Source organism: Streptomyces sp. NPDC018610 (genome assembly GCF_044391765.1).
Classification (GTDB): Bacteria; Actinomycetota; Actinomycetes; order Streptomycetales; family Streptomycetaceae; genus Streptomyces.
Window position 1 is genome coordinate 150,033 of record NZ_JBISAL010000009.1, and the last position, 24,280, is coordinate 174,312.

At 72.8% G+C, this 24,280-nt stretch carries 20 protein-coding genes and 1 pseudogene; 11 read left to right on the top strand and 10 right to left on the bottom strand.

What is annotated here, in order from left to right; translation table 11 throughout:
* Positions 1-43 precede the first annotated feature (43 nt).
* Positions 44-523, bottom strand: a complete 480-nt coding sequence (locus tag ACH5A8_RS23355) for a universal stress protein (RefSeq protein ID WP_399004888.1) — start codon at positions 521-523, stop codon at positions 44-46.
* A gap of 192 nt (positions 524-715) precedes the next feature.
* Between ACH5A8_RS23355 and ACH5A8_RS23360 the strand changes: the two genes are divergently transcribed.
* Positions 716-1,558, top strand: coding sequence for a polysaccharide deacetylase family protein (locus tag ACH5A8_RS23360; protein WP_399004890.1), 843 nt, complete (start codon positions 716-718; stop codon positions 1,556-1,558).
* A gap of 90 nt (positions 1,559-1,648) precedes the next feature.
* Here the strand turns inward: ACH5A8_RS23360 and ACH5A8_RS23365 are convergent, their stop codons facing one another.
* The gene (locus ACH5A8_RS23365; protein ID WP_399004891.1) at positions 1,649-2,329 is read right to left on the bottom strand and encodes a class F sortase; all 681 of its coding nucleotides are present in this window, start codon (positions 2,327-2,329) and stop codon (positions 1,649-1,651) included.
* Between the two features lie 1,041 nt (positions 2,330-3,370).
* On the opposite strand from ACH5A8_RS23365, the gene ACH5A8_RS23370 reads away from it, so the two are divergent.
* Positions 3,371-3,802 (top strand): hypothetical protein, encoded by a 432-nt coding sequence (locus ACH5A8_RS23370; protein WP_399005306.1) that lies wholly within the window; start codon positions 3,371-3,373, stop codon positions 3,800-3,802.
* A gap of 274 nt (positions 3,803-4,076) precedes the next feature.
* Here the strand turns inward: ACH5A8_RS23370 and ACH5A8_RS23375 are convergent, their stop codons facing one another.
* The 3 genes from ACH5A8_RS23375 to ACH5A8_RS23385 form a co-directional block, all read right to left on the bottom strand.
* The gene (locus ACH5A8_RS23375) at positions 4,077-4,499 is read right to left on the bottom strand and encodes a hypothetical protein (RefSeq protein WP_399004893.1); all 423 of its coding nucleotides are present in this window, start codon (positions 4,497-4,499) and stop codon (positions 4,077-4,079) included.
* A 255-nt stretch (positions 4,500-4,754) separates the two neighbouring features.
* Positions 4,755-5,519: a DUF4239 domain-containing protein gene (locus ACH5A8_RS23380; RefSeq protein ID WP_399004895.1), complete on the bottom strand. Its 765-nt coding sequence runs from the start codon at positions 5,517-5,519 to the stop codon at positions 4,755-4,757.
* 17 nt (positions 5,520-5,536) lie between these two features.
* Positions 5,537-5,665: a hypothetical protein gene (locus ACH5A8_RS23385; protein WP_399004897.1), complete on the bottom strand. Its 129-nt coding sequence runs from the start codon at positions 5,663-5,665 to the stop codon at positions 5,537-5,539.
* Positions 5,666-6,567: 902 nt separating this feature from the next.
* On the opposite strand from ACH5A8_RS23385, the gene ACH5A8_RS23390 reads away from it, so the two are divergent.
* The 3 genes from ACH5A8_RS23390 to ACH5A8_RS23400 all read left to right on the top strand — a co-directional run bounded on the left by ACH5A8_RS23390 (position 6,568) and on the right by ACH5A8_RS23400 (position 10,828).
* Entirely contained in the window at positions 6,568-7,536 is a 969-nt protein-coding gene (locus ACH5A8_RS23390) for an SCO0930 family lipoprotein (protein ID WP_399004899.1), read from the top strand.
* A 341-nt stretch (positions 7,537-7,877) separates the two neighbouring features.
* A complete protein-coding gene (locus ACH5A8_RS23395; protein ID WP_399004901.1) occupies positions 7,878-8,690 on the top strand; it encodes an SAM-dependent methyltransferase in 813 nt (270 codons plus the stop codon).
* Entirely contained in the window at positions 8,687-10,828 is a 2,142-nt protein-coding gene (locus ACH5A8_RS23400; RefSeq protein ID WP_399004903.1) for a putative bifunctional diguanylate cyclase/phosphodiesterase, read from the top strand. Before ACH5A8_RS23395 ends, ACH5A8_RS23400 begins: the two co-directional genes overlap by 4 nt.
* Positions 10,829-11,082: 254 nt before the next feature.
* On the opposite strand, the gene ACH5A8_RS23405 is transcribed toward ACH5A8_RS23400, so the two are convergent.
* On the bottom strand, positions 11,083-11,970 hold the full coding sequence (locus tag ACH5A8_RS23405; protein ID WP_399004905.1) for a LysR family transcriptional regulator: 888 nt from the start codon (positions 11,968-11,970) through the stop codon (positions 11,083-11,085).
* Positions 11,971-12,089: 119 nt separating this feature from the next.
* On the opposite strand from ACH5A8_RS23405, the gene ACH5A8_RS23410 reads away from it, so the two are divergent.
* The 5 genes and pseudogenes from ACH5A8_RS23410 to ACH5A8_RS23430 form a co-directional block, all read left to right on the top strand.
* The gene (locus ACH5A8_RS23410; RefSeq protein ID WP_399005308.1) at positions 12,090-12,761 is read left to right on the top strand and encodes a succinate dehydrogenase; all 672 of its coding nucleotides are present in this window, start codon (positions 12,090-12,092) and stop codon (positions 12,759-12,761) included.
* Position 12,762: 1 nt separating this feature from the next.
* Positions 12,763-14,712, top strand: a complete 1,950-nt coding sequence (locus tag ACH5A8_RS23415; protein WP_399004907.1) for a fumarate reductase/succinate dehydrogenase flavoprotein subunit — start codon at positions 12,763-12,765, stop codon at positions 14,710-14,712.
* Positions 14,709-15,458 (top strand): succinate dehydrogenase/fumarate reductase iron-sulfur subunit, encoded by a 750-nt coding sequence (locus ACH5A8_RS23420; RefSeq protein WP_399004909.1) that lies wholly within the window; start codon positions 14,709-14,711, stop codon positions 15,456-15,458. The genes ACH5A8_RS23415 and ACH5A8_RS23420 overlap by 4 nt, the downstream gene beginning before the upstream one ends.
* A gap of 241 nt (positions 15,459-15,699) precedes the next feature.
* Complete coding sequence (locus tag ACH5A8_RS23425) at positions 15,700-16,485, top strand: GNAT family N-acetyltransferase (protein ID WP_399004911.1); 786 nt, start codon at positions 15,700-15,702, stop codon at positions 16,483-16,485.
* Positions 16,485-17,249 (top strand): annotated as a pseudogene (locus ACH5A8_RS23430) (lysophospholipid acyltransferase family protein); the annotation flags it as partial. The gene ACH5A8_RS23425 and the pseudogene ACH5A8_RS23430, both read left to right, overlap by 1 nt.
* A 144-nt stretch (positions 17,250-17,393) precedes the next feature.
* Here the strand turns inward: ACH5A8_RS23430 and ACH5A8_RS23435 are convergent.
* Genes ACH5A8_RS23435 through ACH5A8_RS23445 form a run of 3 tightly spaced genes read right to left on the bottom strand, consistent with a single transcriptional unit; the run spans position 17,394 to position 22,410 of the window.
* On the bottom strand, positions 17,394-17,945 hold the full coding sequence (locus ACH5A8_RS23435; protein WP_399004913.1) for a GNAT family N-acetyltransferase: 552 nt from the start codon (positions 17,943-17,945) through the stop codon (positions 17,394-17,396).
* 43 nt (positions 17,946-17,988) lie between these two features.
* Entirely contained in the window at positions 17,989-20,343 is a 2,355-nt protein-coding gene (locus ACH5A8_RS23440) for an ATP-binding cassette domain-containing protein (RefSeq protein WP_399004915.1), read from the bottom strand.
* A 42-nt stretch (positions 20,344-20,385) separates the two neighbouring features.
* Positions 20,386-22,410, bottom strand: coding sequence for an N-6 DNA methylase (locus ACH5A8_RS23445; RefSeq protein WP_399004917.1), 2,025 nt, complete (start codon positions 22,408-22,410; stop codon positions 20,386-20,388).
* 142 nt (positions 22,411-22,552) lie between these two features.
* Between ACH5A8_RS23445 and ACH5A8_RS23450 the strand changes: the two genes are divergently transcribed.
* Positions 22,553-23,833, top strand: a complete 1,281-nt coding sequence (locus tag ACH5A8_RS23450; RefSeq protein ID WP_399004919.1) for a serine/threonine-protein kinase — start codon at positions 22,553-22,555, stop codon at positions 23,831-23,833.
* Here ACH5A8_RS23450 and ACH5A8_RS23455 read toward each other — a convergent pair.
* The gene (locus ACH5A8_RS23455) at positions 23,775-24,236 is read right to left on the bottom strand and encodes a hypothetical protein (RefSeq protein WP_399004921.1); all 462 of its coding nucleotides are present in this window, start codon (positions 24,234-24,236) and stop codon (positions 23,775-23,777) included. The genes ACH5A8_RS23450 and ACH5A8_RS23455 overlap by 59 nt on opposite strands.
* Positions 24,237-24,280: the final 44 nt, after the last annotated feature.

Genomic DNA, 24,280 nt, shown 5'->3' on the forward strand with positions numbered 1-24,280 from the left:
GACGGGCCGGACCGTCGCGCGCGGGCCGGCCGGCCGCGCCGGCCTACGGCACCACCGTCACCGGCCATCGTCCCGCCTTCACCAGGCGTACCGCCACCGAGCCGATGATCCGATGACCCGCCTGCTCCGAGGCGCCGACGACCACCGCGTCCGCCTTCAGCTCGTCCGCCGCCTTCAACAGGCCGTTGTACGGGTCCCCGCGGAAGGTGTGGAACTCCCAGCGGACCTCGAATATCCCCTTCAGCCGCTCGGCGGACTCCCGGATCTGCTGGACCAGTTCCTCGGCGATCTCGTCCGTCGTCTCCGCCACCGGCGCGCCCAGCGCCGCCCCCGCCGTCATCACGGGCTGCACGTACACCAGGGCGAGCAGCGCGCCCTGGCGCCGCGCCAGCCCCGCGGCGTACGCGGCGGCCCGCATCGAGGACTCCGAGCCGTCCACCCCGGCGACGATCACCTTCGGCCCGTCCGTGCCCCGCTCGAAGCGGTGCTCCTGCCGCTCGTGCTCCTCGTGCTGTTCCGTCACGCCGCGAGGCTATCGGAAGGACGTCTTCCCTTTGATGCCCGGGACGCCCCGGCGTGCGCCGGGGCGCTCGTGCGCGTGGCGCAAAGGCCGCCGGTCGGCCGGTTTCGGACGCCGGCCGCCCGGACTGGGCCGGGCGGGTGCTTTCGTGCCGCCGTACCGGTGCAGGAGAGACGCTCCGGTCACTGATGAGTCATGCAGAAGGATCAGTTGTTCACACGGCGCCGGATGCTGTTCGCCGGGGCCGCCGCTCTCGGGGCAGGGGCTGCGGGCACGGCCGGCCTGCTGCTCTCCGGCTCCTCCGACGCCCCGGCACGGGCCGCCGCCCCCGCCGCCGGTCCCCAGGCGCGCGGCCCCCTCAAGTCCTCCGCCTACCGGCTGCGGCCCCTGACGGGCGACGTCCCGCAGCGCGCCCAGCCCCTGCCCACCACGGTGCGCACCGCGCCGATCCTGCGCTTCTCGGGCCGCGGCAACACCATGCTGCTGACGTTCGACGACGGCCCCAACCCCGAGTACACCCCGCACGTCCTGGACACCCTCGCCAGGTACGACATCCGGGCGACGTTCATGGTGTGCGGGGAGATGGCCGACTGGAACCGGGACCTGCTGGCCCGGATGGCCGACGAGGGACACGTCGTCGGCAACCACACCTGGACCCACCCGCTGCTCACCCAGCTCAGCCGCGGCGAGATCCGCGACGAGATCGAGAGCACCAGCGACGTCATCGAGAAGGCGTACGGCTCGCGGCCCCTGTGGTTCCGCGCCCCCTACGGAGCCTGGAACCGCACGGTCTTCCAGCTCAACGCCGAGATGGGCATGGAACCGCTCGCCTGGACCGTCGACAGCCTCGACTGGACCACCCCCGGCACCAGCACCATCGTCCGCCGGATCGAACGCGGCGCCGCCCCCGGCGTCGTCGTGCTCTCCCACGACGCCGGGGGCGACCGCACCCAGACCGTCCGCGCCTTGCGCAAGTACCTGCCCGAACTGCTGAACAAGGGCTACCGCTTCACCGTGCCGCGCCGGGACTACACCTGATGCCACGTCGACAGCGCCGCGCAGGCACGGACGTGTGCGCACGCACGCCGGAGCGCGAGCGCGTGACCGTGCGTCGGCCGGACGCCCGTGTCAACGGGTCTGGACCAGTCGGGCGAACACGACGACATTCCCCTGATATCCGGTCTGCTTGGTGTAGTCGCCGCCGCAGGTGATGAGCCGCAGTTCCGGCGTCCCCTTCGAGCCGTACACGCGGTCGCCGGGGAATCCCTCCTTCTCGAAGACCTCCACGCCGTACACCTCGAAAACGGCCGTCTTCCCGTCCTGGCGGTGGACTTCGACGTGGTTGCCCTTCTTCAGGGCGCCGAGCCCGTAGAACACCGCGGGGCCCATCTTGTTGTCCACGTGCCCGACGACGACCGCCGTTCCCTTCTCGCCGGGCGTGACGGCGCCGTTGAACCAGCCGGCCAGGTTCGGGTCGTCCGGCGGCGGCGCGGCGACCCAGCCGTCCGAGTCCACGCCGACCGGCGTGACGGGCGCGTCCACCTGGATCACGGGGACCCGGACCCGGTCCGGCACCGAGCGCGGCAGCTCCTGCACGGCCTGGGGCGCGGCGCTGGCCGACGCACGGCTGACGTCCGGAGCGGCGGCCTTGGCGGGCTGCGGCGGACCGACGTCGAACTCCCCGGAGCCATTGCGGATGAGGGCGAGTCCGGTCAGCAGAACCAGCGCTATCACGCCCCACGGTGCACGCTTCCGCCGCGGCTCCCGCTCCTCCTCGGCGGCACCATCGGACAGCTGGCTCACAGACATTGGCCATCCTCTCTCGACGCGGCCGTCGCCCCGCCGTTCGCGCATACGAGAACGCTAGGTCGCGTCCGCGCGACCGGCGACGGGAGAGCAGCGAACGGGTGGCGGCGCACTTCCCGTGCGCCATCCGGGACGCCCCGGGCGGGTGTTTTCCGGCAACACGTGACCTGCGCTGTTGTCCAACGGGGTGAATTCCGGAGGGCTGTTCGCTCACCGGGACGGACCAGCTCCGAAATGCGGCCGGGTACAGGGCATCCGAGGGTTCTAGCGGGAGGTGCTTTCTCGCCGAACGTCCGGGTACGGGTCCCCGGGGCGCCTTCCGCGGAGGAGCACATGCGCACTACTCGTACCCCCTTGCCGGTCCTGCTCGCCGCCGTCGCGGCGGTCGGGCTCGCGGCCCCGGCGGCCGTCGCGAAGGGCGGTGACGTCCCGGGCGCCAACTCGCAGGGCGGACCCGGCAACGGGCAGGCAGGCGGCTTCGGCAACGGCCCGGGGGGCGGATTCGGGACCGGCCCGGGAGGCGGCCCAGGAGGCGGTCCGGGGAACGGCCCGGGCAATGGCTTCGGGAACGGGCCGGGAGGCGGCTTCGGGAACGGACCTGGGGGCGGGTTCGGGAACGGGCCGGGCAATGGCTTCGGGAACGGGCCGGGAGGCGGCTTCGGGAACGGACCTGGGGGCGGGTTCGGGAACGGGCCGGGGAACGGTTTCGGGAACGGGCCGGGAGGCGGGTTCGGGAACGGGCCGGGGAACGGTTTCGGGAACGGGCCGGGAGGCGGCTTCGGGAACGGGCCGGGGAACGGTTTCGGGAACGGGCCGGGGAACGGTTTCGGGAACGGGCCGGGAGGCGGCTTCGGGAACGGGCCGGGGAACGGGAACCGCCACGGCCATGGACACGGCCACAACTTCGGGCCCGGTCGGGGCGGCGGGCCGGGCCCCGGTCCCGGGTTCGGCCCCGGCAACGGCCAGGTGGGACCGGGCAACGGATTCGGGAACGGCCAGATCGGCGGCCCCGGCGGCCCCGGCGGCCCCGGCGGGGTCGGCGGTGTGGGCGGTGGCGTCGGAGGGGGGAACGGGATCCGCAATATCACGGCCCTGCCCGCGGCGATCGCCCGCGGCGGGCGGCTGACGATCACGGTCGACGGCTGCCGCAACGGCGGCACCGCCTCGTCGCCGGCGTTCCTCCCGGCGCCGCTCAGGCCGGTCGACGCGGCGAGCGAGGCGGCGCGCGGCATCGCCATCGTCCGCCCGGACGCCCGCCCCGGAACCTACGACATCACCGCCAACTGCGCGGGCCGCCCCCTGACCCGCCCGGCCGCCTTCACGGTCGTCGGCGGTGTCAACGGGGGTGTCGGCGGCGGCACCACCACCGGCGCGACCAAGGCCGACCTGGCCGTCGGCGGCGGACTGATGGCCGCGGGCGTCCTCGGCGGCGGCGTGTTCCTGCTGCGCAGGCGGTCGGGGAAGCAGCGGGTCTGACGGCGCGACCGGGGACCCGCGCGAACGGCTCCGGCCCTCGCCCGGGCCGGAACTCGCCCCGGTCCCCGGCCCGACACCGCCCGCCGCCCCGATCCGTCGGGGCCTGCGTTCCGCCGCGGCTCTCCGGTTTCCGCGGGGCCGACAGGGTCCGTCTCGGTGCCGTACGCCCCAGGACCGCCTCGCCGCCGTACGTCCGCGGCGCACGGCGGACACACCTTCGCCCCGGACCGTCACCAGGTCCGGGGCGAAGGTGTGTGTCGTGGCGGGCGCGCGGTCAGGCGACGCCTTCCTCGCCGGTGCGGCGACGGGAGAGGTAGTAGGCCGCGCCGATCGAGCCGCCGATCAGAGCGGTGCCCAGACCGATCTGCTTCAGGTCGAAGCCGGCGAGGGTGCCGCCCTCGCCCGCGCGGACACCGTGCTGGAAGTGCTCCGGCCTGCCTCCGCCGCCGCGGCCGCCGGAGCGGCTCTCGTCGTCGTCCTCGCCGTAGGAGCGGCCGCCGCCTCCGCCGCCACCGCCGTAGGAGCGGTCGCCGCTCCCGCCTCCTCCTCCGTAGGAGCGGTCGCCGCCGCCGCTGTCGGAACGGCTGTCGCTGCCGTAGGAGTGGCCGTCACCGCCGCTCGCGACGGCGGCGGGCGCGGCGACGGTGAGGGCGCTGATGCCCAGCACCGCGGCCGAGACGACGCCTATTACGCGCATGATGGATCCTCCGGTCCCCGAGGAGCAGCCGCGGACTCTTTCCGCGTGTGCCGGAAATGCGCCTCGATGATCGAAACGCTAGGAACATGTGCGCCGAGGCGCGATCGCACTCGGGCGAACGGGGCAACGGTGTGGGCCGCACAGGGGACGGCGCTGGTCCGGCGAGCCGGGCCGGGGCGGGGAACCGGATCCGGCACCGCCGTGAGGGGCTGTCAGGTCTCCCCACCGCCGCGGCGGTGAGGAGGTGTCGGCCCGTCAGCCGGTGAGGTTCGGGAAGAGATCCGTGAAGGCGCTCGCCGACGCCGCCACGCCCCGGCTGAAGGGTGCGTCGAAGTCCCAGATGAGGAAGAGCAGGAAGGCGATCAGGGCGGAGAACAGTCCGGCGAGGATCAGTTCCCGCGCGGTGCGCCGGATCTGCAGCGCGAACACCATGCCGATGGTGACCACGGCCCCCGCGATCAGTCCGAACCACACCACGCCGGGCATCGTCGCCCCGGTGGAGTCGGCGCGTGCCGCCCTGGCCTGGTCGGCGGCGGCCACCTGGTCGACCAGCGGCTGGTAGGCCTGTGCCTCGAAGTCCGACTTGGGCTGGTAGTCGGTGACGTCCGCGCGGACCTTCTCGAGCAGCCGGTCGCCCTCGGCGGTGACCCGGCCGTGCTCGGCCATCGTCTTCCACTCGACATGGACGACGTGTCCGGCATAGGCGTTGACATCGGAGCGGACGCGGTCGCGCACGTCGGGGGGGTAGACCCGGACCCGCTCGGAGATCTCGTGCAGCGCCTGCGCCTCGGCCTGGACGTGGTCCTGGGCGGACACGCGCGCCTCCCAGACGCCGGCGATGGCCAGGCCCAGCACGATGGCGTACACCACACCGATCCACATCGTCATGTACTCGATGACATCGGGGGTCTCATTGGGATCGTCGTCCTCGGCCGCGGTGCGGTGCCGCAGGAGGGTGATGACGACCACCACGGCACAGGCGGCCAGCATCGCCAGGACGAGAACAAGCCATTCCGACAACGGGTTCCTCCAGTGGGTCAGCGCGGGCGGAGCGCGGCGACGGCGGCCAGTGCGGGCACCGCGATGAGCAGGACGTAGGTGATCGGCGACGGGCCGTGCTGCGGCGTCCGCCGGTGCGGCTGGGCGTGGTACGCGGGGTACGTCACCGGCTTCACCGTGGGGCGCGGGCGGGGCTTGGGGGGCGGTTCCGGCGTCGGTTCCGGGGGCGGCGGAGGCGCGGGCCGGGGCGGCGGGGCCACGGGGACGGGGCGCGCGGGCGGTGGCTCGGGTGTGGGGGTGGGCTTCGGTCTCGGCGGCGCCGGCGTCGGCGTCGGCCGGGGAGTGGGCTTGGGCGGAGGAGGGGGCGGAGTCGGCGGTGGCGGCGTGGGGGTGGGCGTCGGAGTGGGGCTGGGCGGCGGAGGCGGGGTGGGACTCGGGCACGCCGGGAACGCGGGCCACAGGTCGCCGCCGGCCGCCGACACCGCCACGGTTCCCTCCGGGCCGGTGACGGCGTACGCGCAGGCGTCCGCCGCGGCCGGCGCCGCCGGCGCGCCCACACAGGCCCACGCCAGGGCCGCCGGCGCCAACACTCGCAGCGTCCGGGCGAATCGGGTCGGATTCGGTCGATGCACGAGCGAGATCATGGGCCGTGCGGGCGCAGCGCACGCCCGAGCGCCGGGGGATTGGTCCGAACTGGCGAAAGGGGACGGGCGGTGGTTTGCCGGGCACACCGCGCAGCCGCGATCGAATCGCACGCGCCTGCGGTGTGCGGCTGTGCGGGTATGCGCCTGTATGGGCTGTATGGGCTGTATGGGCTGTATGGGTGGACGGGTGATGTCCGCCGGAGGCCCGGCCGGTGCCCGAGCGGCGGTGAGCCGACGACGCGCCCGCACCCGCCCGCCTCCGGCCGTACCGACGGAGCCGCGCCCCACATGGCCGAAACACGTCGCGACGTCCGGGAAGAAAATCGCGCCCCCGTTGAACACGACCGACCCCGCCGTCCGTACCCAATGCCGTGCGGCGGCGCAGCAGGGCGCTGCAACACCCCTGTCATTATGGAGAGTTGACGATGAACACCTCCTGGCGGAGCGCCTCACTCGTGGCGACGGCCGCGGCCGTTCTGGCGCTGACGACGGCGTGCGGTCAGGACGGCGCCCCCGCGGCGGGCAGCCAGAACGTGGGCGCCACGGCCGCGGCCAACGGCCTCGGCGGCTCCGGGGCGGGCGCCGGGACCGGTGTCGGCGCCCAGACCGGCACGGCCGCCGGCAACGGCTACGGCGCCGACGGCCGGCAGGGTTCCGCCGCCGAGCCGGCCGGCCGGCTCGCCGTGACCGGCGACACCAAGCTGGGCAAGGTGCTGACGGACGGCTCGGGCATGACGCTGTACCGCTTCGACCAGGACAACGCCGAACCCCCCGGGTCCACCTGCAACGGCGACTGCGCCAAGACCTGGCCGCCGGTCCCCGCCGCGGACGTCACGGCCGGCGCCGGCGTCGACAAGGACATGCTGGGCGAGGTCACCCGCGCCGACGGGTCCAAGCAGCTGACGGTCGGCGGCTGGCCCGCGTACCGCTACGTCAAGGACACCAAGGCCGGGCAGACCAACGGCCAGGGTGTGGGCGGGAAGTGGTACGCCCTGGCGGCCGACGGCAAGAAGGCCTCGGCGGCGAGCCTGCCGGGGCTGTCGGTGCGCAGGACCGGACTCGGCGACATCGTCGTCGACAAGAACGGCATGACGGTCTACCGCTTCCTCAAGGACAAGGCGTGGCCCAAGTCGGTGTCCGCCTGCACCGGGGCCTGCCTGGAGAAGTGGCCGGCCGTGGCGCCCGTGCCCGCGAGCGACACCGAGGGCGTGCGGAAGAAGGGCCTGATGGGCTTCACCCGGCCGGACGGGGTCAAGCAGATGACCGTGAACTGCTGGCCGATCTACACCTTCTCCGGGGACAAGGCCCCCGGGGACACCAACGGTCAGGGGATCGGCGGCACTTGGTACGCCGTCTCCCCGGACGGAAAGCCGGTCGGCGCGCCGAAACAGTGATCACCTCCCCAGGGTCGATCGCCCACCCGACGAAGCAGCGACAGGGAAGGGAGGGTTGACGAGGAAGAACAGTTGCCGGACGCACACGACGGCGCGCCGCTGACCGGGCCGCCCCCTCCGCACCGCACGGAGGGGGCGGTTCGTCGTGTTCGGCCACGTATCGGAGCGTGGCGCACCATGCCCGCACATCGCCGCAATCCACCGTGATGCGGCACCGGCCGGGCGCGTGCGCGCAGGTGGTGACCGGGAACGGATGGTCAATTTCCGTTTCGGCTCGCCCCTTTGGCGGGCGATCAGTAGCCTCAGCTCGAACACCGGATCGCCTACGTTGTGGAGAGAAGATGGAGCGTCCCGCCTGGGCCCCACGGAGCATCGACATCTCGGTGCCGAGCGTCGCTCGCATCTACGACTACTACCTGGGCGGATCGCACAACTTCGAGGTCGACCGGGAAGCGGCCCGCAAGGCCATGGAGTTCATGCCGGGCCTGCCCAAGATCATGCAGGCGAACCGGGCGTTCATGCGCCGCGCCGTGCGCTTCGCCCTGGACGAGGGCGTGACCCAGTTCCTGGACATCGGCTCCGGCATCCCGACCTTCGGCAACGTCCACGAGGTCGCCCGGGCCGCGCACCCCGGCAGCCGCGTGGTGTACGTCGACCACGACCCGGTGGCCGTCACCCACAGCCAGGCCGTCCTGGCCGGCGACGACGACAGCGACGTGGTCGCGGCCGATCTGCGCAAGCCCCGGGAAATCCTCGAGAGCCCCCGACTGCGCGCGCTGATCGACCTGAATCGGCCAGTGGCACTGCTTCTCGTTGCCATACTGCACTTCGTGGAAGACATGGACGACCCGTACGCTGTGGTCGCCGAGCTGCGCGACGCCCTCGCGCCCGGCAGCCTGCTCGTCCTCACGCACGCCTCGTACGAGGGGATCCCGCTGCCGCCGGAGCGCAGCGAGGGCGCGGTCGACGTGTACAAGGACATCCGCAACCCGCTGATCATGCGCTCGCGCGAGGAGATCGCGCGGTTCTTCGAGGGGTACGACATGGTGGAGCCCGGACTGGTGCCGATGCCGCTCTGGCGGCCTGAGACGGCGCCGGAGGACGAGGATCCCTTCGCCTTCTCCGGTTTCGCCGGCGTGGGACGGACGGCGTGAGGGCGGAACCGGACGGGCCGGAGGACAGGCTGCGCCGGCTCACGACGATCTGGAGCCGGGCGGTCTTCCCGGTGACCTCCACCTCGCTCACCCGTCCCGAGTTCGAGGAACAACTGCTGCCGCTCGCCCGCAGGTTGAGCCAGGCCCTGCGGGCCAGGGCGTTCGACGCCGGCGAGGCCGAGGCCGTCGGCGCCGCGCTGGTCGACGCCCACTGCACCGCCCCCGAGGCGCTCAGCCGCACCCTGGACTGCGTCGACGCCTACCTGGTGCTCTACTGCGGCGAGGACGGCGACCAGGAGGACCTGCGCGCCCGCTCCTCACGGCTGCAGCACGCGATGGCCGCCGGGTTCGCGCGGGCGCTGCGCGAGCGCACCCTGTCCGAGCAGGAGGCGATCGCCCAGGCCGCGCTGCGCGCCCAAGGCGTGGTCGCGCAGGCGCTGCACGCCAGCGAGGCCCGCTTCCGCGCGGTGTTCGAAGGCGCGGCCATAGGCATCGGCATCGCCGACCTCGAAGGCAACATCCTCCAGGTCAACGGCGCGCTGCTGCGCATGTTCGGCGGCTCCGAGCAGAACGTGCGCGGCCGCAACGTCCAGGAGTGGACGCACGCCGAGGACGCGCCGCAGATCTGGCGGTTGTACGAGGAACTGGTGCGCGGCGAGCGCGAGCACTACCACGTGGAGAAGGCCTTCTACCGGCCCGACGGCACGGTCCTGTGGACCAACCTGACCGTCTCCCTGCTCCGCGACCCCGACGGCAACCCCCAGTACCAGCTGGCCCTCATGGAGGACACCACCGAGCGGCGGCTGCTCAACCTGCGGCTGCGCTACGAGGCCACCCACGACGCGCTCACCGGACTGCCCAACCGCACCCTGTTCTTCGAGCGCCTGGAGAAGACGCTGAACTCGGGGGAGGGCCGCCGCTTCGGCCTGTGCTACCTCGACCTCGACGGCTTCAAGACCATCAACGACAGCCTCGGGCACGCGGCCGGGGACCGGCTGCTCGTCGAGGTCGCCGACCGGCTCCAGTCGTGCGCGACGGCGCCCGGCGAGATGGTGGCCCGGCTCGGGGGCGACGAGTTCGTCGCGCTGACCACCGGACCCGACTGCCGGCGCGAGGTCGACGAGCTCGCCACCCGCATCATGAACGCGCTCGTCGCGCCCATCCGCATCGACGGCCGGGAGCTGACCGTGCGCGGCAGTATCGGCGTCGTCGAGGGCCCGGTGGGGGAGCGCAGCGCGGCCGAGGTGCTGCGCAGCGCCGACATCACCATGTACCGGGCCAAGTCGGCCGGCGGCAACCGCTTCGAGCTGGCCGACCCGGAGGCCGACGCCCGCGCCATCACGCGGCACGGGCTGACCACGGCGCTGCCCGCCGCGTTGGACCGGGGCGAGTTCTTCATCGAGTACCAGCCGCTGGTGCGTCTCGGCGACGGCAGCGTGCGCGGCGCGGAGGCGCTGGTGCGCTGGCTGCACCCGCAGCACGGGGTGCTCGGCCCCGACCGGTTCATCCCGCTCGCCGAGCACACCGGGCTGATCGTCCCGCTCGGCCGCTGGGTCATGGAGCAGTCGGTGCGCCAGGCCGGCCAGTGGCGGGAACTGTACGGCGACGGCGGCGAGGGCTCGCTGCGCATCAACGTCAACCTTTCGCCGTGCCAGCTCCAGCACCCCGGCCTGGTCCAGGACACCGTGGACATCCTGGAGCGCACGGGGGTGACGCCCGACGCGCTGTGCCTGGAGGTGACCGAGTCGGCGCTGATCGGCGCGGACGACGACGTGCTCAAACCGCTGCACAGGCTGGCCGAGATGGGCGTCGACATCGCCCTGGACGACTTCGGCACCGGCTACTCCAACCTCGCCAACCTGCGCCGGCTGCCGGTGAGCGTGCTCAAGCTGGACCGTTCCTTCACCCGGAGCATGCAGCAGTTCCCGGCCGACCCGGTCGACCTCAAGATCGTCGAGGGGATCGTGGCCCTGGCCCACAGTCTCGACCTGGCGGTCACCGTGGAGGGCGTGGAGACCGGCGCCCAGGCGGAGCAACTGCGCATACTGGGCTGCGACACGGCCCAGGGCTGGTACTACGCCCGTCCCGGCCCCCCGGACCGCCTCCACGAACTGGCCCTGGCGGACGCCACGGGCTGACCCCCGAGAAGCCCCTGAGGAGCCCCGAAAGAGACCCTCCGGGGGCGCGACGAACTGAGCGCCCAGCCATCACGGACCCGCGCACCCGACCACGCGGTTCCCCGCCCCCTCAGGGGCGCGGGGAACCGCGCGCTCACCCCCGACGCTCCCGCACCCGGCCACGCAGCGATCCACGCCCTCAGCCGGCGCGGGGAACCGCGCGCCCGGCCACCACGAACCCGCACCCGGAAACGAAACGCCCCCCGAAGCACCCCTCACCGCTCCAGCAACATCCGCTGCAACTCCCGAGCAGCCCGCGGCGGCGCCACATCACTGCGATGCGCCAGCGCGATGGTCCGATGCAGCCCGGGCCGGGCCAGCGCGGTCACACGCAGCCCGCGCCCGGACCGCGCCGCGACCATCCGCGGCACGACCGCGACCCCCAGCCCCGCCCGCACGAACCCCAGCACCGCGTCCATCTCCCCGCCCTCCACCGCGAACTCCGGCTCGAACCCCTCCGCCCGGCACGCCGCGACCGTCAGCTCCCGCAGGTCGTACCCGTGCCGGAACATCACCAGCCGCTCCCTCGCGAGATCCGCGATCCGCACCGTCCGCCGCCCCTCCCCGCCGGGCGCCGAAGCCTCCGGCGAGGACACCACCACCAGGTCCTCCCGCAGCAGCTCCACCGTGGTCAGCGCGGGCGACGGCGTCGGCAGCGGCAGCACCACCAGGGCGAGATCGAGAGCCCCGCGCGCCAGATGCCGTACGAGATCGTGCGAGCCGCTCTCCTCCACCAGCAGGTGGACGCCGGGGTAGCGGTCGTGGAAGGCGCGCAGCACGTCCGGCAGCAGACCGGTGCACACGCTGGGCGTCGCCCCCAGCCGCACCCGCCCCCGCCGCAGCTGCGCCAGCTCCAGCACCTCGTGCCGGGCGGTGTCCGCGTCGGCGAGGATCCGCCGGGCCAGCGGCAGCAGCGCCTCACCGGCGTCGGTGAGCGTGATGTTGCCCCGCGCCCGCAGGAAGAGATCCGCGCCCAGCTCCCGCTCCAGCGCCTTGATCTGCTGGGACAGCGACGGCTGGGCCACATGGACCAGTTCCGCGGCCCGGGTGAAGTGCCGGGTCTCGGCCACCGCCACGAAATACTGGAGCTGCTGGAACTGCACGCAGCCATGATAGCCGCCCCCTATCGAAACAAGCCGGTCCATGTCTTGGACCGATCGGGACGTTCGGCCCTAGCGTCTTACCCATGGCTCTGGCAACGCGGACGGACCGACGGCCGTCCATGGCGCGTACCGTGTGGGACTCGACCGTCGGCAAGAAGACCGTGATGGCGGTCAGCGGCCTGATCATGCTGCTGTACCTGGTCGCCCACATGATCGGGAACCTGAAGATCTACTTCGGGGCGACCGAGTTCAACCACTACGCCCACTGGCTGCGCACCGTGGGCGAACCGTTCATGCACTACGAGTGGACACTCTGGCTGATCCGCGTCGTCCTCGTGGTCGCGGTGGTCGCGCACGCCGTCTCCGCGTACCAGCTCAGCCGCCGCGACATCAGGGCGCGCCCGAGCAAGTACGTGCACAAGCGACCGCGGGCGAGCTACGCGACCCGCACCATGCGCTGGGGCGGGATCATTCTCGGCCTGTTCATCGTCTGGCACATCCTGGACCTGACCACCGGCACCGTGCACTCCGGCGGCTTCCAGGAGGGCCACCCGTACCAGAACGTCGTGGACACCTTCTCCACCTGGTACGGCGACGTGATCTACATCGTCGCCATGCTGGCGCTCGGCCTGCACATCCGGCACGGCTTCTGGAGCGCCGCCCAGACCCTCGGCGTCGGCAGCCGCGCCCGCGACCGCGCCCTGAAGACCGCCGCCGACGTACTCGCACTGTTGCTCACGGCCGGTTTCATCGCCGTCCCGGTGGGCGTCATGACCGGAGTGGTGAGCTGACATGACCTCCTACGCCGCATACACGACCGGCGACCCCGTCGCCGACACCAAGGCCCCCGCCGGCCCCGTCGCCGAGCGCTGGGACAAGCGCCGCTTCGAGGCCAAGCTGGTCAACCCGGCCAACCGGCGCAAGCAGACGGTCATCGTGGTCGGCACCGGCCTCGCGGGCGGCTCCGCCGGCGCCACCCTCGCCGAACAGGGCTACCGCGTCGTCCAGTTCTGCTACCAGGACTCGCCGCGCCGCGCCCACTCCATCGCCGCCCAGGGCGGCATCAACGCCGCCAAGAACTACCGCAACGACGGCGACTCGGTGCACCGCCTGTTCTACGACACCGTCAAGGGCGGCGACTTCCGCTCCCGTGAGTCCAACGTCCACCGCCTCGCCCAGATCTCCGTGGAGATCATCGACCAGTGCGTGGCGCAGGGCGTGCCGTTCGCCCGCGAGTACGGCGGCCTGCTCGACACCCGCTCCTTCGGCGGCGTCCAGGTCTCCCGCACCTTCTACGCCCGCGGCCAGACGGGCCAGCAACTGCTGCTCGGCGCCTACCAGGCGCTGTCGCGGCAGATCGCCGCCGGCAACGTCGAGATGCACCCGCGCACCGAGATGCTCGACCTGATCGTCGTCGACGGCCGGGCCCGCGGCATCGTGGCCCGCGACCTGATCACCGGGAAGATCGACACGTATGTCGCCGACGCCGTCGTCCTCGCCTCCGGCGGCTACGGCAACGTCTTCTACCTGTCGACCAACGCGATGAACTCCAACGCGACCGCCGTCTGGCGGGCGCACCGGCGCGGCGCCTACTTCGCCAACCCCTGCTTCACCCAGATCCACCCCACCTGCATCCCGCGCACCGGTGAGCACCAGTCCAAGCTGACGCTGATGAGCGAGTCGCTGCGCAACGACGGCCGCATCTGGGTCCCCAAGGCCAAGGGCGACACCCGCCCGCCGAACGAGATCCCCGAGGACGAGCGCGACTACTACCTGGAGCGCGTCTATCCCTCCTTCGGCAACCTGGTCCCGCGCGACATCGCCTCCCGCGCCGCGAAGAACGTGTGCGACGAGGGCAGGGGAGTGGGTCCCGGCGGCCAGGGCGTCTACCTGGACTTCGCCGACGCCATCGAGCGGATGGGCCGGGGTGCCGTCGAGGCCAAGTACGGAAACCTCTTCGACATGTACCAGCGGATCACCGACGAGGACCCGTACCAGGTGCCCATGCGGATCTACCCCGCCGTGCACTACACGATGGGCGGCCTGTGGGTCGACTACGACCTCCAGACCACCGTCCCGGGTCTCTTCGCGATCGGCGAGGCCAACTTCTCCGACCACGGCGCCAACCGCCTCGGCGCCTCCGCGCTGATGCAGGGCCTGGCCGACGGCTACTTCGTCCTGCCGGCCACCATCAACGACTACCTGGCCCGCCATCCGCACCAGGACCCGGTCACCGACGACCACCCGGTCGTCCAGGAGGCCCTGGCCGAGACCGAGGACCGCCTCAACCTGCTGCTGTCCGTGGACGGCGACCGCACCCCCGACTCCTTCCACCGCGAACTCGGCGAACTCATGTGGGAGTTGTGCGGCATGGCCCGCACCGACGCCGGACTGCGCGAGGCGCTGGAGCGCATCCCGCGGATCCGCGAGGAGTTCTGGCGCCGCATCAAGGTTCCCGGCACCGGCGAGGAGTTCAACCAGTCGCTGGAGAAGGCCAACCGCATCGTCGACTACCTGGAACTGGCCGAGCTGATGTGCCTCGACGCCCTGCACCGCGCCGAGTCCTGCGGCGGCCACTTCCGCGAGGAGTCCCAGACCCCCGACGGCGAGGCGGCCCGCAAGGACGACGAGTTCGCCTACGCCGCCGCCTGGGAGTTCACCGGCACCGGCGAGGCTCCCGTCCTGCACAAGGAAGACCTGGTCTTCGAGTACGTCCACCCCACCCAGCGGAGCTACGCATGAAGCTCACCCTGCGCGTCTGGCGGCAGAAGAACGCCGGCGCCGACGGAGCCATGTCCACCTACCAGGTGGACGACATCTCGCCCGACATGTCCTTCCTGGAGATGCTGGACGTCCTCAACGAACACCTCATCCTGGCCGGCGAGGACCCGGTCGCCTTCGACCACGACTGCCGCGAGGGCATCTGCGGGGCGTGCAGCCTCGTCATCAACGGCGACGCGCACGGTCCCGAGCGCACCACCACCTGCCAGCTGCACATGCGGTCCTTCCAGGACGGCGACACCATCGACATCGAGCCCTGGCGGGCCGCCGCCTTCCCGGTGGTCAAGGACCTGGTGGTCGACCGCTCCGCCTTCGACCGGATCATCCAGGCCGGCGGCTACGTCACCGCCCCCACCGGCGCCGCCCCCGAGGCCCACGCCACGCCCGTGCCGAAGCCGGACGCCGACTTCGCCTTCGAGCACGCCGAGTGCATCGGCTGCGGAGCCTGCGTCGCCGCCTGCCCCAACGGCGCGGCGATGCTCTTCACCTCCGCCAAGATCAACCATCTCAACGTGCTGCCGCAGGGCGCCCCCGAGCGCGAGACCCGGGTCCTGGACATGGTGGCCCGGATGGACGAGGAGGGCTTCGGCGGCTGCACCCTCGCCGGCGAGTGCGCCACCGCCTGCCCCAAGGGCATCCCCCTGGTCTCCATCACCAGCATGAACAAGGAGTGGCTGCGGGCGACCCGCAAGGTGTCCAGGCGGTAGCCGCCCGAAGGGAACGTTCGCCGGCAGGGTGCGGACGGGCGGGACCGGGAGTGGTGCTCATCCCCGGTCCCGCCAGGCACCCCGGGCATTCAACAACCGCACACCCGCCCTCTTGGCACCGGTCACGCGAGGGACAGCCGGCATCGGGAGAACAGGGACGACGGACCGCACCACCGGTCCGCCGTCCCCTTCCGTCTTCCGCACCCGTCTTCCGCACCCGGACCGCGACCAGGAGGCACCCATGACCGGCGGCACCGCACTCGCCAGCCCCCCACAGCCCACGGCACCCACCCGCTACACCGTCGCACTGGCCCGCGACGAGGAGGACGTGCGGGCCGCGCAGCGGCTGCGCCACGACGTGTTCGCCGGCGAGATGGGCGCCCTGCTGAACACCCCGCAGCCCGGCCACGACATCGACCCCTTCGACGCGTACTGCGACCACCTGCTGGTGCGCGACACCCACACCGGACAGGTCGTCGGCACCTACCGCCTGCTGCCGCCGGAGCGGGCCGCGATCGCCGGCCGCCTCTACGCCGAGAGCGAGTTCGACCTGACGGCCCTGGACGCCATACGCCCCGGACTGGTCGAGGTCGGCCGCTCCTGCGTGCACCCCGACCACCGCGACGGCACGGTGATCGGCCTGATCTGGGCCGGCCTCGCGCACTACATGGTGGCCGGCGGCCACGAATGGCTCGCCGGCTGCTGCTCCATACCGCTCGCCGACGGCGGCGCCCTCGCCACCGCCACCTGGAACCGGGTCAGCGCCAGACACCTGGCGCCCCCCGAACACCGCGTCCGCCCGCTGCTGCCGTGGATCCCCCGGACCGCGCCCGCCGCCCCCACCGGGCCCGGGGCCCGTACCGAGCTGCCCGCCCTGCTGCGCGGCTACCTGCGCCTGGGCGCCCGGGTGTGCGGCGAACCCGCTCACGACCCCGACTTCGGCGTCGCCGACCTGTACGTCCTGCTGTCGATGCGCCAGGTCGACCCGCGCTATCTGCGCCACTTCCTCTCCCTCGTCCCGGCCTGATGAGCGCCTGGCTGCCCGGCGCGCCCTGCACCCCGGCGGCGTGCGTGGAGAAGACGGGCTCGACGGCGGCCGTACCGCGTGCCGTGCTGCGGCTGACGGCGGTCGCGGCGCTGCTGCTGGCCGGCGTCGCCCTGTCGGCGCTCGGCCGGCGTATCCCGGACCACTGGACACGAGGGTGGTGCCGGGCGATCGTCCGCGCCTCGGGAGTCCGCGTCCGCGTCACCGGGTCCGCCGCGCCCACCGGCGGCCTGCTCCTGGTCGCCCACCACGTCTCCTGGCTGGACATCCCCCTGCTGGCCGCCGTGCGCCCGGCCAGGATGCTCGCCAAGGCCGAGATCCGCCGGTGGCCGGTGGCGGGCGCGCTCGCGGCACGCGGCGGCGCCCTGTTCATCGAACGCGACCGGCTGCGCGCCCTGCCGCGGACCGTCGCACAGATCGCCGAGGCGCTGCGCGCGGGGGCCGCGGTCGCGGCCTTCCCCGAGGGCAGCACCTGGTGCGGCCGGGCCCATGGCCGCTTCCACCGGGCCGTCTTCCAGGCCGCGCTGGACGCACGCGTACCGGTCCAGCCGGTCCGCATCCGCTACCGCCGCGCCGGGGGAGCGGCCGGCACCGCCGCGGCCTTCGTCGGGAACGACACCCTCCTCGCGTCCCTGTGGCGGGTGGCCTCGGCCGACGGGCTGACCGCCGAGGTCGAGGTACGCCCCGCCGTCCCGCCGGGGGCCCATCCCGACCGCCGCACCCTGGCCCGCGCCGCCCAGCCCGACCACACCGGCGAGCCGTACCCGGCGTCGGCGCGGCAGGCGCACGCGGTACCTACGGGGTCCTGGTGCGCGGTACCCCGGGGACCGGTGCACGAGGCGCCCCCGGGGCCGGCGCACACCGTCCCCGTGCGGCCGGTGGCCCCGCCGTCAGCCGGGCGGGAGGACGGCCGCGTAGCACCGGACGACCACCTCCCGGTCGCCCCAGCGCTGCGGCACCGCACCGAGTGACCGCCAGCCCAGCCGCTCGTACAGCGCCACCGCGGCGGTGTCCCCGGCCGCCACGTCCAGCACCGGATGCAGGCCGAGCCGCCCGGCCCGGGCGACGGCCCGCGCCATCAGCACGGCCCCGATCCCGCGGCCACGGGCCGATGGGGCGACGAACAGCCGGCCGACCACGGCGGCCGCCTCGACGCCCAGCCCCGTACGGGCGCCCCACAGGCCGGGCGCCACGTCCTCCTCGCCCCCGCGGCACAGACTCACATGACCGGCGATGCGGCCGTCCAGCTCCGCCACCCAGGCCCCGAGCGCGGCCGGCTGCGCCAGCCAGGCGGCGGGCCGCTCGGGCCAGTCGACCGGGTAGCCGCTGTGCTCATGCACCTGGGCGAGCACCCGGACGCAGTCGTCGAGATCGCGCTGCGTCCGCCGCCGGACACACGTCGTGCCCTCGCCACGGACCTCATCGGTGCTGTCGCTCTTCACCGTGCGATCCAACCACGACCACCCGCCCGCCGGAACCGCGTGCTCAGAGCGCTCCCTCGGAGCCGCCGCCCAGCGCCCGGGCCAGGTACGGCGCCGTGGCGCTGCCCTCCGCGCGGGCCACCTGGGCCGGAGTGCCCACGGCAACGATCCGGCCGCCGGCGTCGCCGCCGCCCGGCCCGAGGTCGATCACATGGTCCGCGCCCGCGACGACGGACATGTCGTGCTCGACCACGATCACGGTGTGCCCCGCGTCGACCAGCCCGTTCAACTGCCGCATCAGGACCTCGACATCGGCCGGGTGCAGCCCGGTCGTCGGCTCGTCGAGCAGATACAGGGTGTGGCCGCGCCGCCCGCGCTGCAACTCGCTCGCCAGCTTGATCCGCTGGGCCTCGCCACCGGACAGTTCGGTCGCGGGCTGCCCGAGACGCAGATAGCCGAGGCCCACGTCCATCAGCGTGCCGAGGCTGCGGGCCACGGCCGGGGTGTCGGCGAAGAACTCCGCCGCGCCCTCCACCGTCAGGTCCAGCACCTGCGCGACGTTCCGCCCCCGGTACGTCACCTCCAGCGTCCCCGGGTTGTACCGGGCGCCGCCGCAGTCCGGGCACGGAGCGTACGTGCTCGGCAGGAACAGCAGCTCCACGCTCACGAACCCCTCGCCCTGACAGGTCTCGCACCGCCCGCCGGGCACATTGAACGAGAACCGTCCGACGCCGTACCCGCGGGCACGGGCCTCCTCCGTGGCGGCGAACACCTTGCGCACGGTGTCGAACAGGCCGGTGTAGGTGGCCAGGTTGGAGCGCGGGGTGCGCCCGATCGGCTTCTGGTCGACGGAGACCAGCCGTCCCACCCCCGGCAGGTCCTCCGTGATCGCACCGACGAGGGTGGACTTCCCCGACCCCGACACACCCGTGACCGCGGTGAACGCGCCCAGCGGGAACTCGGCCGTCACCTCGCGCAGATTGTGCCGCGTCACCGGCCCGACCTTCACCTCACCGCGAGCTGTGCGGACTTGGCGTGCGGGCTCGGCGGACGAGCGATCGAACAGGAACCGCGCCGTGGCCGACTCGGCGACCCGCGCCAGTTCGCCGACGGGCCCGCTGTGCAGCACCCGGCCGCCGTGTTCGCCGGCCCGCGGCCCCACGTCCACGACCCAGTCCGCGCCCCGCACCACATCGAGGTGGTGCTCCACCACGAACACCGAGTTCCCGGCCGCCTTCAACCCCCGCAGCATCGTCAGCAGCGCCTCGGCGTCCGCCGGATGCAGCCCCGCCGACGGCTCGTCCAGCACGTACACCACACCGAAAAGACCCGACCGCAACTGCGTGGCCAGCCGCAGCCGTTGCAGCTCGCCGGCGGACAGGGTGGGCGCGGCCCGGTCCAGGCTGAGATAGCCGAGACCCAGCTCCACGACGGGCGCGATCCGGGACTTCAGATCCTCGGTGAGGACGCGGGCGACACCGTCGTCGCCCCGCAGGATCCCGGCCAGCTCGGCCATCGGCAGCGCCGCCAGCTCGGCGATGGTCCGCCCCGCGAAGGTCACGGCCAGTGCCTCGGGCCGCAGCCTGCCCCCGCCGCACACCGGACAGGGCGCGGAGGCGAGGAACCGCTCCGCCTTGGCGCGCAGCGTCGGGCTCTTCGAATCGGCGAACGTCTTCATGACATACCGCCGGGCGCTCATGTACGTGCCCTGGTACGGCCGCTGGATCCGGCCGGCGTCGCGCACCGGATGCACGGTCACCACCGGCTGCTCGTCCGTGAACAGGATCCACTCGCGCTGCTCGGCGGGCAGCTCGCGCCAGGGCCGGTCGACGTCGTGACCGAGCGCGTCGAGGACGTCACGCAGGTTCTTGCCCTGCCAGGCCCCCGGCCACGCGGCGATCGCGCCCTCGCGGATCGACAGCGACGGGTCCGGGACGAGCAGTTCCTCACTCGTGCGGTGCACCCGCCCGAGCCCATGGCACTCCGGACAGGCCCCGGCCGCGGTGTTCGGCGAGAACGCGTCCGAGTCCAGCCGCTCGGCCCCCGGCGGATACTCACCGGCCCGGGAGAACAGCATCCGCAGCGAGTTGGACAGGTTCGTCACCGTCCCGACCGACGACCGCGAACCCGGCGCCGCCCGCCGCTGCTCCAGCGACACGGCCGGCGGCAGCCCGCTGATCTCCCCGACCTTCGGCGCCCCCACCTGATGGATCAGCCTGCGCGCGTACGGCGCCACCGACTCGAAGTACCGCCGCTGCGCCTCCGCGTACACCGTCCCGAACGCCAGCGACGACTTCCCCGACCCCGACACCCCGGTGAACGCCACCAGCGCGTCCCGCGGAATGTCGACGTCCACCCCCTGGAGATTGTGCTCCCGAGCACCACGGACACGGACGTACGGGTCGTGGCTGCTGTACATGTGACGACACTCCGGACCTAGGGACGGACAAACCCCACTATTCTACGCACCCCCTGGACGACCCCCTCGTCGGACGGCCACCCCACCCGCCGCGAGGCGATCACTCAGATCCCCTACCAGCCACCGCCCCAGCCCGTCGGCGTGTGCGAGGAGCCGTTCGAACTCCGTGAGCCGACGGAAGGCGGAGGCGTAGGCCGCCTGCTCCTCCAGGGGGAGTGGCAGCACCTGCAGTCGCCGGATGTCGACGCGGGAGGAACTGGAGGCGTGGGTGCCCGCCTGGCGGCCGTTGGCGGGCGCGCGCAGGCAGCCGGCCAGGAAGTGGGCGTCGAGCTTCTCCGGGTCGACGCGCAGCGCGTAGAGCTGAGGGCCGAGGGCCGTGGGAGGACCCTGGTGCACCCAGGCGCGGAACGCCCGGATCACTCCGGCGACCACCACGTCCCCCTCCTCGGCGACGGCGTGCGCCGGACCGGCGGGTGTGCGGGCGCCGGGCGCGCCGTCCCTGAGCAGGTCGGCGACGGTGAGCAGGGGCAGGCCGGGCGCGTCGGGCGCCGGCTCGCCGTCCGGCGGCTGCTGGCCCGCCAGCAGGGTGAGGGCGCCTGCCTTGACGAGGTCGCCCACCGTGGCCGTGGTCTGTGCCGCGGGGGAGTGCGGATCCAGTCCGGACAGGTACCGGGCACAGTCCGAAAGGCCGATGAGCGTGGTCGACACCTCCTTCCACGCGGCGGTGAGTTCGGCGTGGGAGGGCTGGGCGCCCGGGGTGGCGTAGCGGCCCGGGGTCACGTCGACCTCGTCGTCCAGGAGGTCGAGCAGCGGAATGCGGACGGCGCCCTCGGGCGGGTTGCGGTCCGGCCGGTCGAGGGTTTCCAGGGCGCCGAGCACGAAGGAGCTGAGGGCCGCCCAGTCCGGGCCCGGTTCGCGTGCTCCGGGGTTCGCGAAGCGGGAGGCGTCCACGAGCAGGGCGTCCTGGGCCGGCGGAGTGGTGGCCGGACCCTCCGGCGCGGCGCGCAGGATCCACAACTGCAGCGAGACACTGTGTGGTTGGGCGCTTCCCGGGGGCAGCGCCACGACGGCCCGCAGCACACCGGTGCGCAGCAGGGACCCGCGGATGCGGCGGCCGGCCTTGCGGGAGGCCACGGCGGGCGGCAGGACGACGACGGCCGCCCCGCCCGGCCGGAGACGGGTGAGCAGGTGCTGTGCCCAGGCCAGTTCCGGCTCGGTCCGCGGCGGAAGGCCGTGTGCCCAGCGCTGGTCCGTGGCCAGTTCCTCGTAGCCCCAGTCGCGCTCGTTGAACGGGGGGTTGCACAGCGCGATGTCGGCCCGAGCCCCGGCGAAGCAGTCCTCGCGCAGCGCGTCGGCCGTGGTGATCTCCGTGTGGATCTCCCGCTCGTCCGCGACGAAGCCGAGGCGGGCGCGGGCCAGCGCGGCGAGTGCCGGGTCGCGTTCGCAGGCGAGCACCGTCAGGCGGTGTCCGCCGTACTCGTGTGCCGCCGCGGCGGGCAGATGGCCGGTGCCGCAGGCCGGGTCGAAGACGGTCAGCCGGTCCCCGCCCGCGTCGGCGTCCGCACCGATCCGGACGGTGAGAGCGGCGCGCGCCATCAGCGCAGCCAACTGTGGTGGTGTGGTGCTGAGCTGGCGCACATGTGTCTCCAGCCACCGCTGCAGCAGGAACTCGAACGTCTCCCGGGGGCCCTCGGTCCGGCCCAGCCTCGCAGTCTCGGCCACCAGTTCGCGCGCGGGCGCTGACAACTCGCTGTGCCGGCCCCTGGCGCGGGCGGAGCGCATCCGGCGGGCCGCCTCGGCGATGGCCAGGCCGGACTCGTCCCTGCTGCCCAGCGCCTCGAACCGCGGCCACAGCAGTTCGCGGCCCCCGACGTCCTTGAGCTTGCCGTTGTCCCGCAGCCACCGTTCGACCTCGGCCAGCGAGAACTGCGGACTGACGTCGCTGCCGCCGATGCGGGTCGGGAACGTGTCGTGACGGCGGCGCCAGTTGCTCACCGCCGCGCGTCCGACACCGGCGATCCGGGCGATCTCGGCCAGGCTGACGGGTACGGCGTCGGATGTGCTCATCGAACGGTCTCCGAGGTGTCTGCCGGCCACCCTGGTCGGCGTCCCGGCGGCCGTGTTGCATGGCAGGCTACTACGCTTATTGACTTTGTTCACAAGACAAACCCTGTGGACCGCTGTGTGGGAAATGTGGAGGACGGGACTGATGCAGAGTCTGGCGCCCGGAATGGTGCTCCGTGACCGTTATGGGCTGACCTCGATCCTCGGCCGGGGGGTGATGGGCCAGGTGTGGCAGGGCTGCGACCTGCACCTGCGGCGCCCGGTCGCGGTGAAGACCGTGGCCGCGGAGCTTCTGGCTCTGCCGGGGAGCCGCGCCGACGCCCTGGCGCGCTTCGAGCGGGAGGCCCGGGCCGCCGCACGCCTGGACCACTCCAACTTCACCACGGTCTTCGATGCGTCCATCACGGACGACACCTGCTGTCTGGTGATGGAGTTGATCGACGGCGTCACCCTGGAGCACCTCTTCGACCAGCAGGACGAGGAGCGCTTCGACGTGCCCTCCGCGGCGGCCGTCGCCGCCCAGCTGTGCGCGGGGCTCTCCGCGGCCCACGCCGCCGGCCTCGTGCACCGCGACCTCAAGACGCAGAACGTCATGGTGCGCCGCGACGGCGTGGTCAAGATCCTGGACTTCGGACTGGTGAAGGTGCTGTCCGAGGCCGACCCGCGCCTCACCATGACCGGGGAGGACGTCGGCAACATCGTGTGCGCCTCGCCCGAACTGCTCGCGGGCCAGGGCCGTCTCGACGGTCGCAGCGACCTGTACGGGGTGGGCTGCCTCCTGCACCACATGCTCACCGGCGAACCGCTCTTCGCCACCGAACAGCCCGCCCTCCTCGCCTCCCGCCATCTCGGTACACCCCCTCCGACGGTCGCTGACGCCGGCGTGAGCGTGCCCCGCGACCCCCAGGAGCTGATCACCGGGCTGCTGGCCAAGAACCCGGACGACCGGCCCGCCTCCGCCGCCGAGGTGTACGCGGCCTTCGGCCCGCATCTGCCGGACGCCGACCCGGCCCGCGCCACCCGCCCCGCCGCGCCCGAGGACCCCGGCCGCCCCTTCCTGCTGCCGCAGGGACCGAGAGAGCCGGGACGCCTATACGAAGACCGTCTGAGCCGAAGTCGCCCTCCAACCGCCGTTTTCGCCGCGACGGCTTCCCGGCGAGGCACCCGGCCCGACGGGGACGGCCACCGCCCACACCGGACAGGCGTAGGGGCCCGGGCGGTCGTACCCGGCCCCGGGGGAGCGGAGGATGCTGTGTCATGCGACCGCGGTCTGCGCGACTCTCGCGCGTGGCAGGGACCTTCGACTGCCCGCAAACCCTGTGCCGACTTTCCTCACGCGGTCGGGGAAGCGATGGGCGGCAGTCCCCTCAACCTGTCCCGGACGTCGAGCCGGGAGAACTGCGGAAGCAGTCGGACACGACAGTGACTTCGATCATGGACGAACGCCTGCTGTCGGAGGGCTCGAGCCACAGCCGGAGGTCGGCGGACATGTGACCGTCGGGCGACTCGGCCACGATCTGCGGAAGTTTCGCCTGGCTCTTGTCGTGACCGTCCTTGACGATCTTCCAGCCCTTCGCGGGGAGTTGCTTCCGCAGGCGGTCCATGGCCTTCTTGAGGTCTTCGCTCGGAACGCCGTAAATGCTCCACGGATGGCGCAGGCGATGCACTTCGTCTTCAGGGGAGTAGGACGAACAAGGAGTAGCGGAAGCGCCCGATTGGGTCACTTTTCCCTGCAGGGTCATGATGTCGAGGATCTCGCTGGACGCATGCTCGACATTTTTCTTCACGACTTGCTCGTCGCGCATTGGTGTCTTTTTTTCGTCACTCACCTGAGAGCATCCTGTCAAGAGGACGGCCATCAATGCTGTGCTTG

Excerpts from the sequence above, each read along its gene's own strand:
- ACH5A8_RS23360 (WP_399004890.1), top strand. The coding sequence starts at position 716 with ATGCAGAAGGATCAGTTGTTCACACGGCGCCGGATGCTGTTCGCCGGG.
- ACH5A8_RS23365 (WP_399004891.1), bottom strand. The coding sequence starts at position 2,329 with ATGTCTGTGAGCCAGCTGTCCGATGGTGCCGCCGAGGAGGAGCGGGAG.
- ACH5A8_RS23375 (WP_399004893.1), bottom strand. The coding sequence starts at position 4,499 with ATGCGCGTAATAGGCGTCGTCTCGGCCGCGGTGCTGGGCATCAGCGCC.
- ACH5A8_RS23390 (WP_399004899.1), top strand. The coding sequence starts at position 6,568 with ATGAACACCTCCTGGCGGAGCGCCTCACTCGTGGCGACGGCCGCGGCC.
- ACH5A8_RS23395 (WP_399004901.1), top strand. The coding sequence starts at position 7,878 with ATGGAGCGTCCCGCCTGGGCCCCACGGAGCATCGACATCTCGGTGCCG.
- ACH5A8_RS23410 (WP_399005308.1), top strand. The coding sequence starts at position 12,090 with ATGGCGCGTACCGTGTGGGACTCGACCGTCGGCAAGAAGACCGTGATG.
- ACH5A8_RS23415 (WP_399004907.1), top strand. The coding sequence starts at position 12,763 with ATGACCTCCTACGCCGCATACACGACCGGCGACCCCGTCGCCGACACC.
- ACH5A8_RS23420 (WP_399004909.1), top strand. The coding sequence starts at position 14,709 with ATGAAGCTCACCCTGCGCGTCTGGCGGCAGAAGAACGCCGGCGCCGAC.
- ACH5A8_RS23425 (WP_399004911.1), top strand. The coding sequence starts at position 15,700 with ATGACCGGCGGCACCGCACTCGCCAGCCCCCCACAGCCCACGGCACCC.
- ACH5A8_RS23440 (WP_399004915.1), bottom strand. The coding sequence starts at position 20,343 with ATGTACAGCAGCCACGACCCGTACGTCCGTGTCCGTGGTGCTCGGGAG.
- ACH5A8_RS23445 (WP_399004917.1), bottom strand. The coding sequence starts at position 22,410 with ATGAGCACATCCGACGCCGTACCCGTCAGCCTGGCCGAGATCGCCCGG.
- ACH5A8_RS23450 (WP_399004919.1), top strand. The coding sequence starts at position 22,553 with ATGCAGAGTCTGGCGCCCGGAATGGTGCTCCGTGACCGTTATGGGCTG.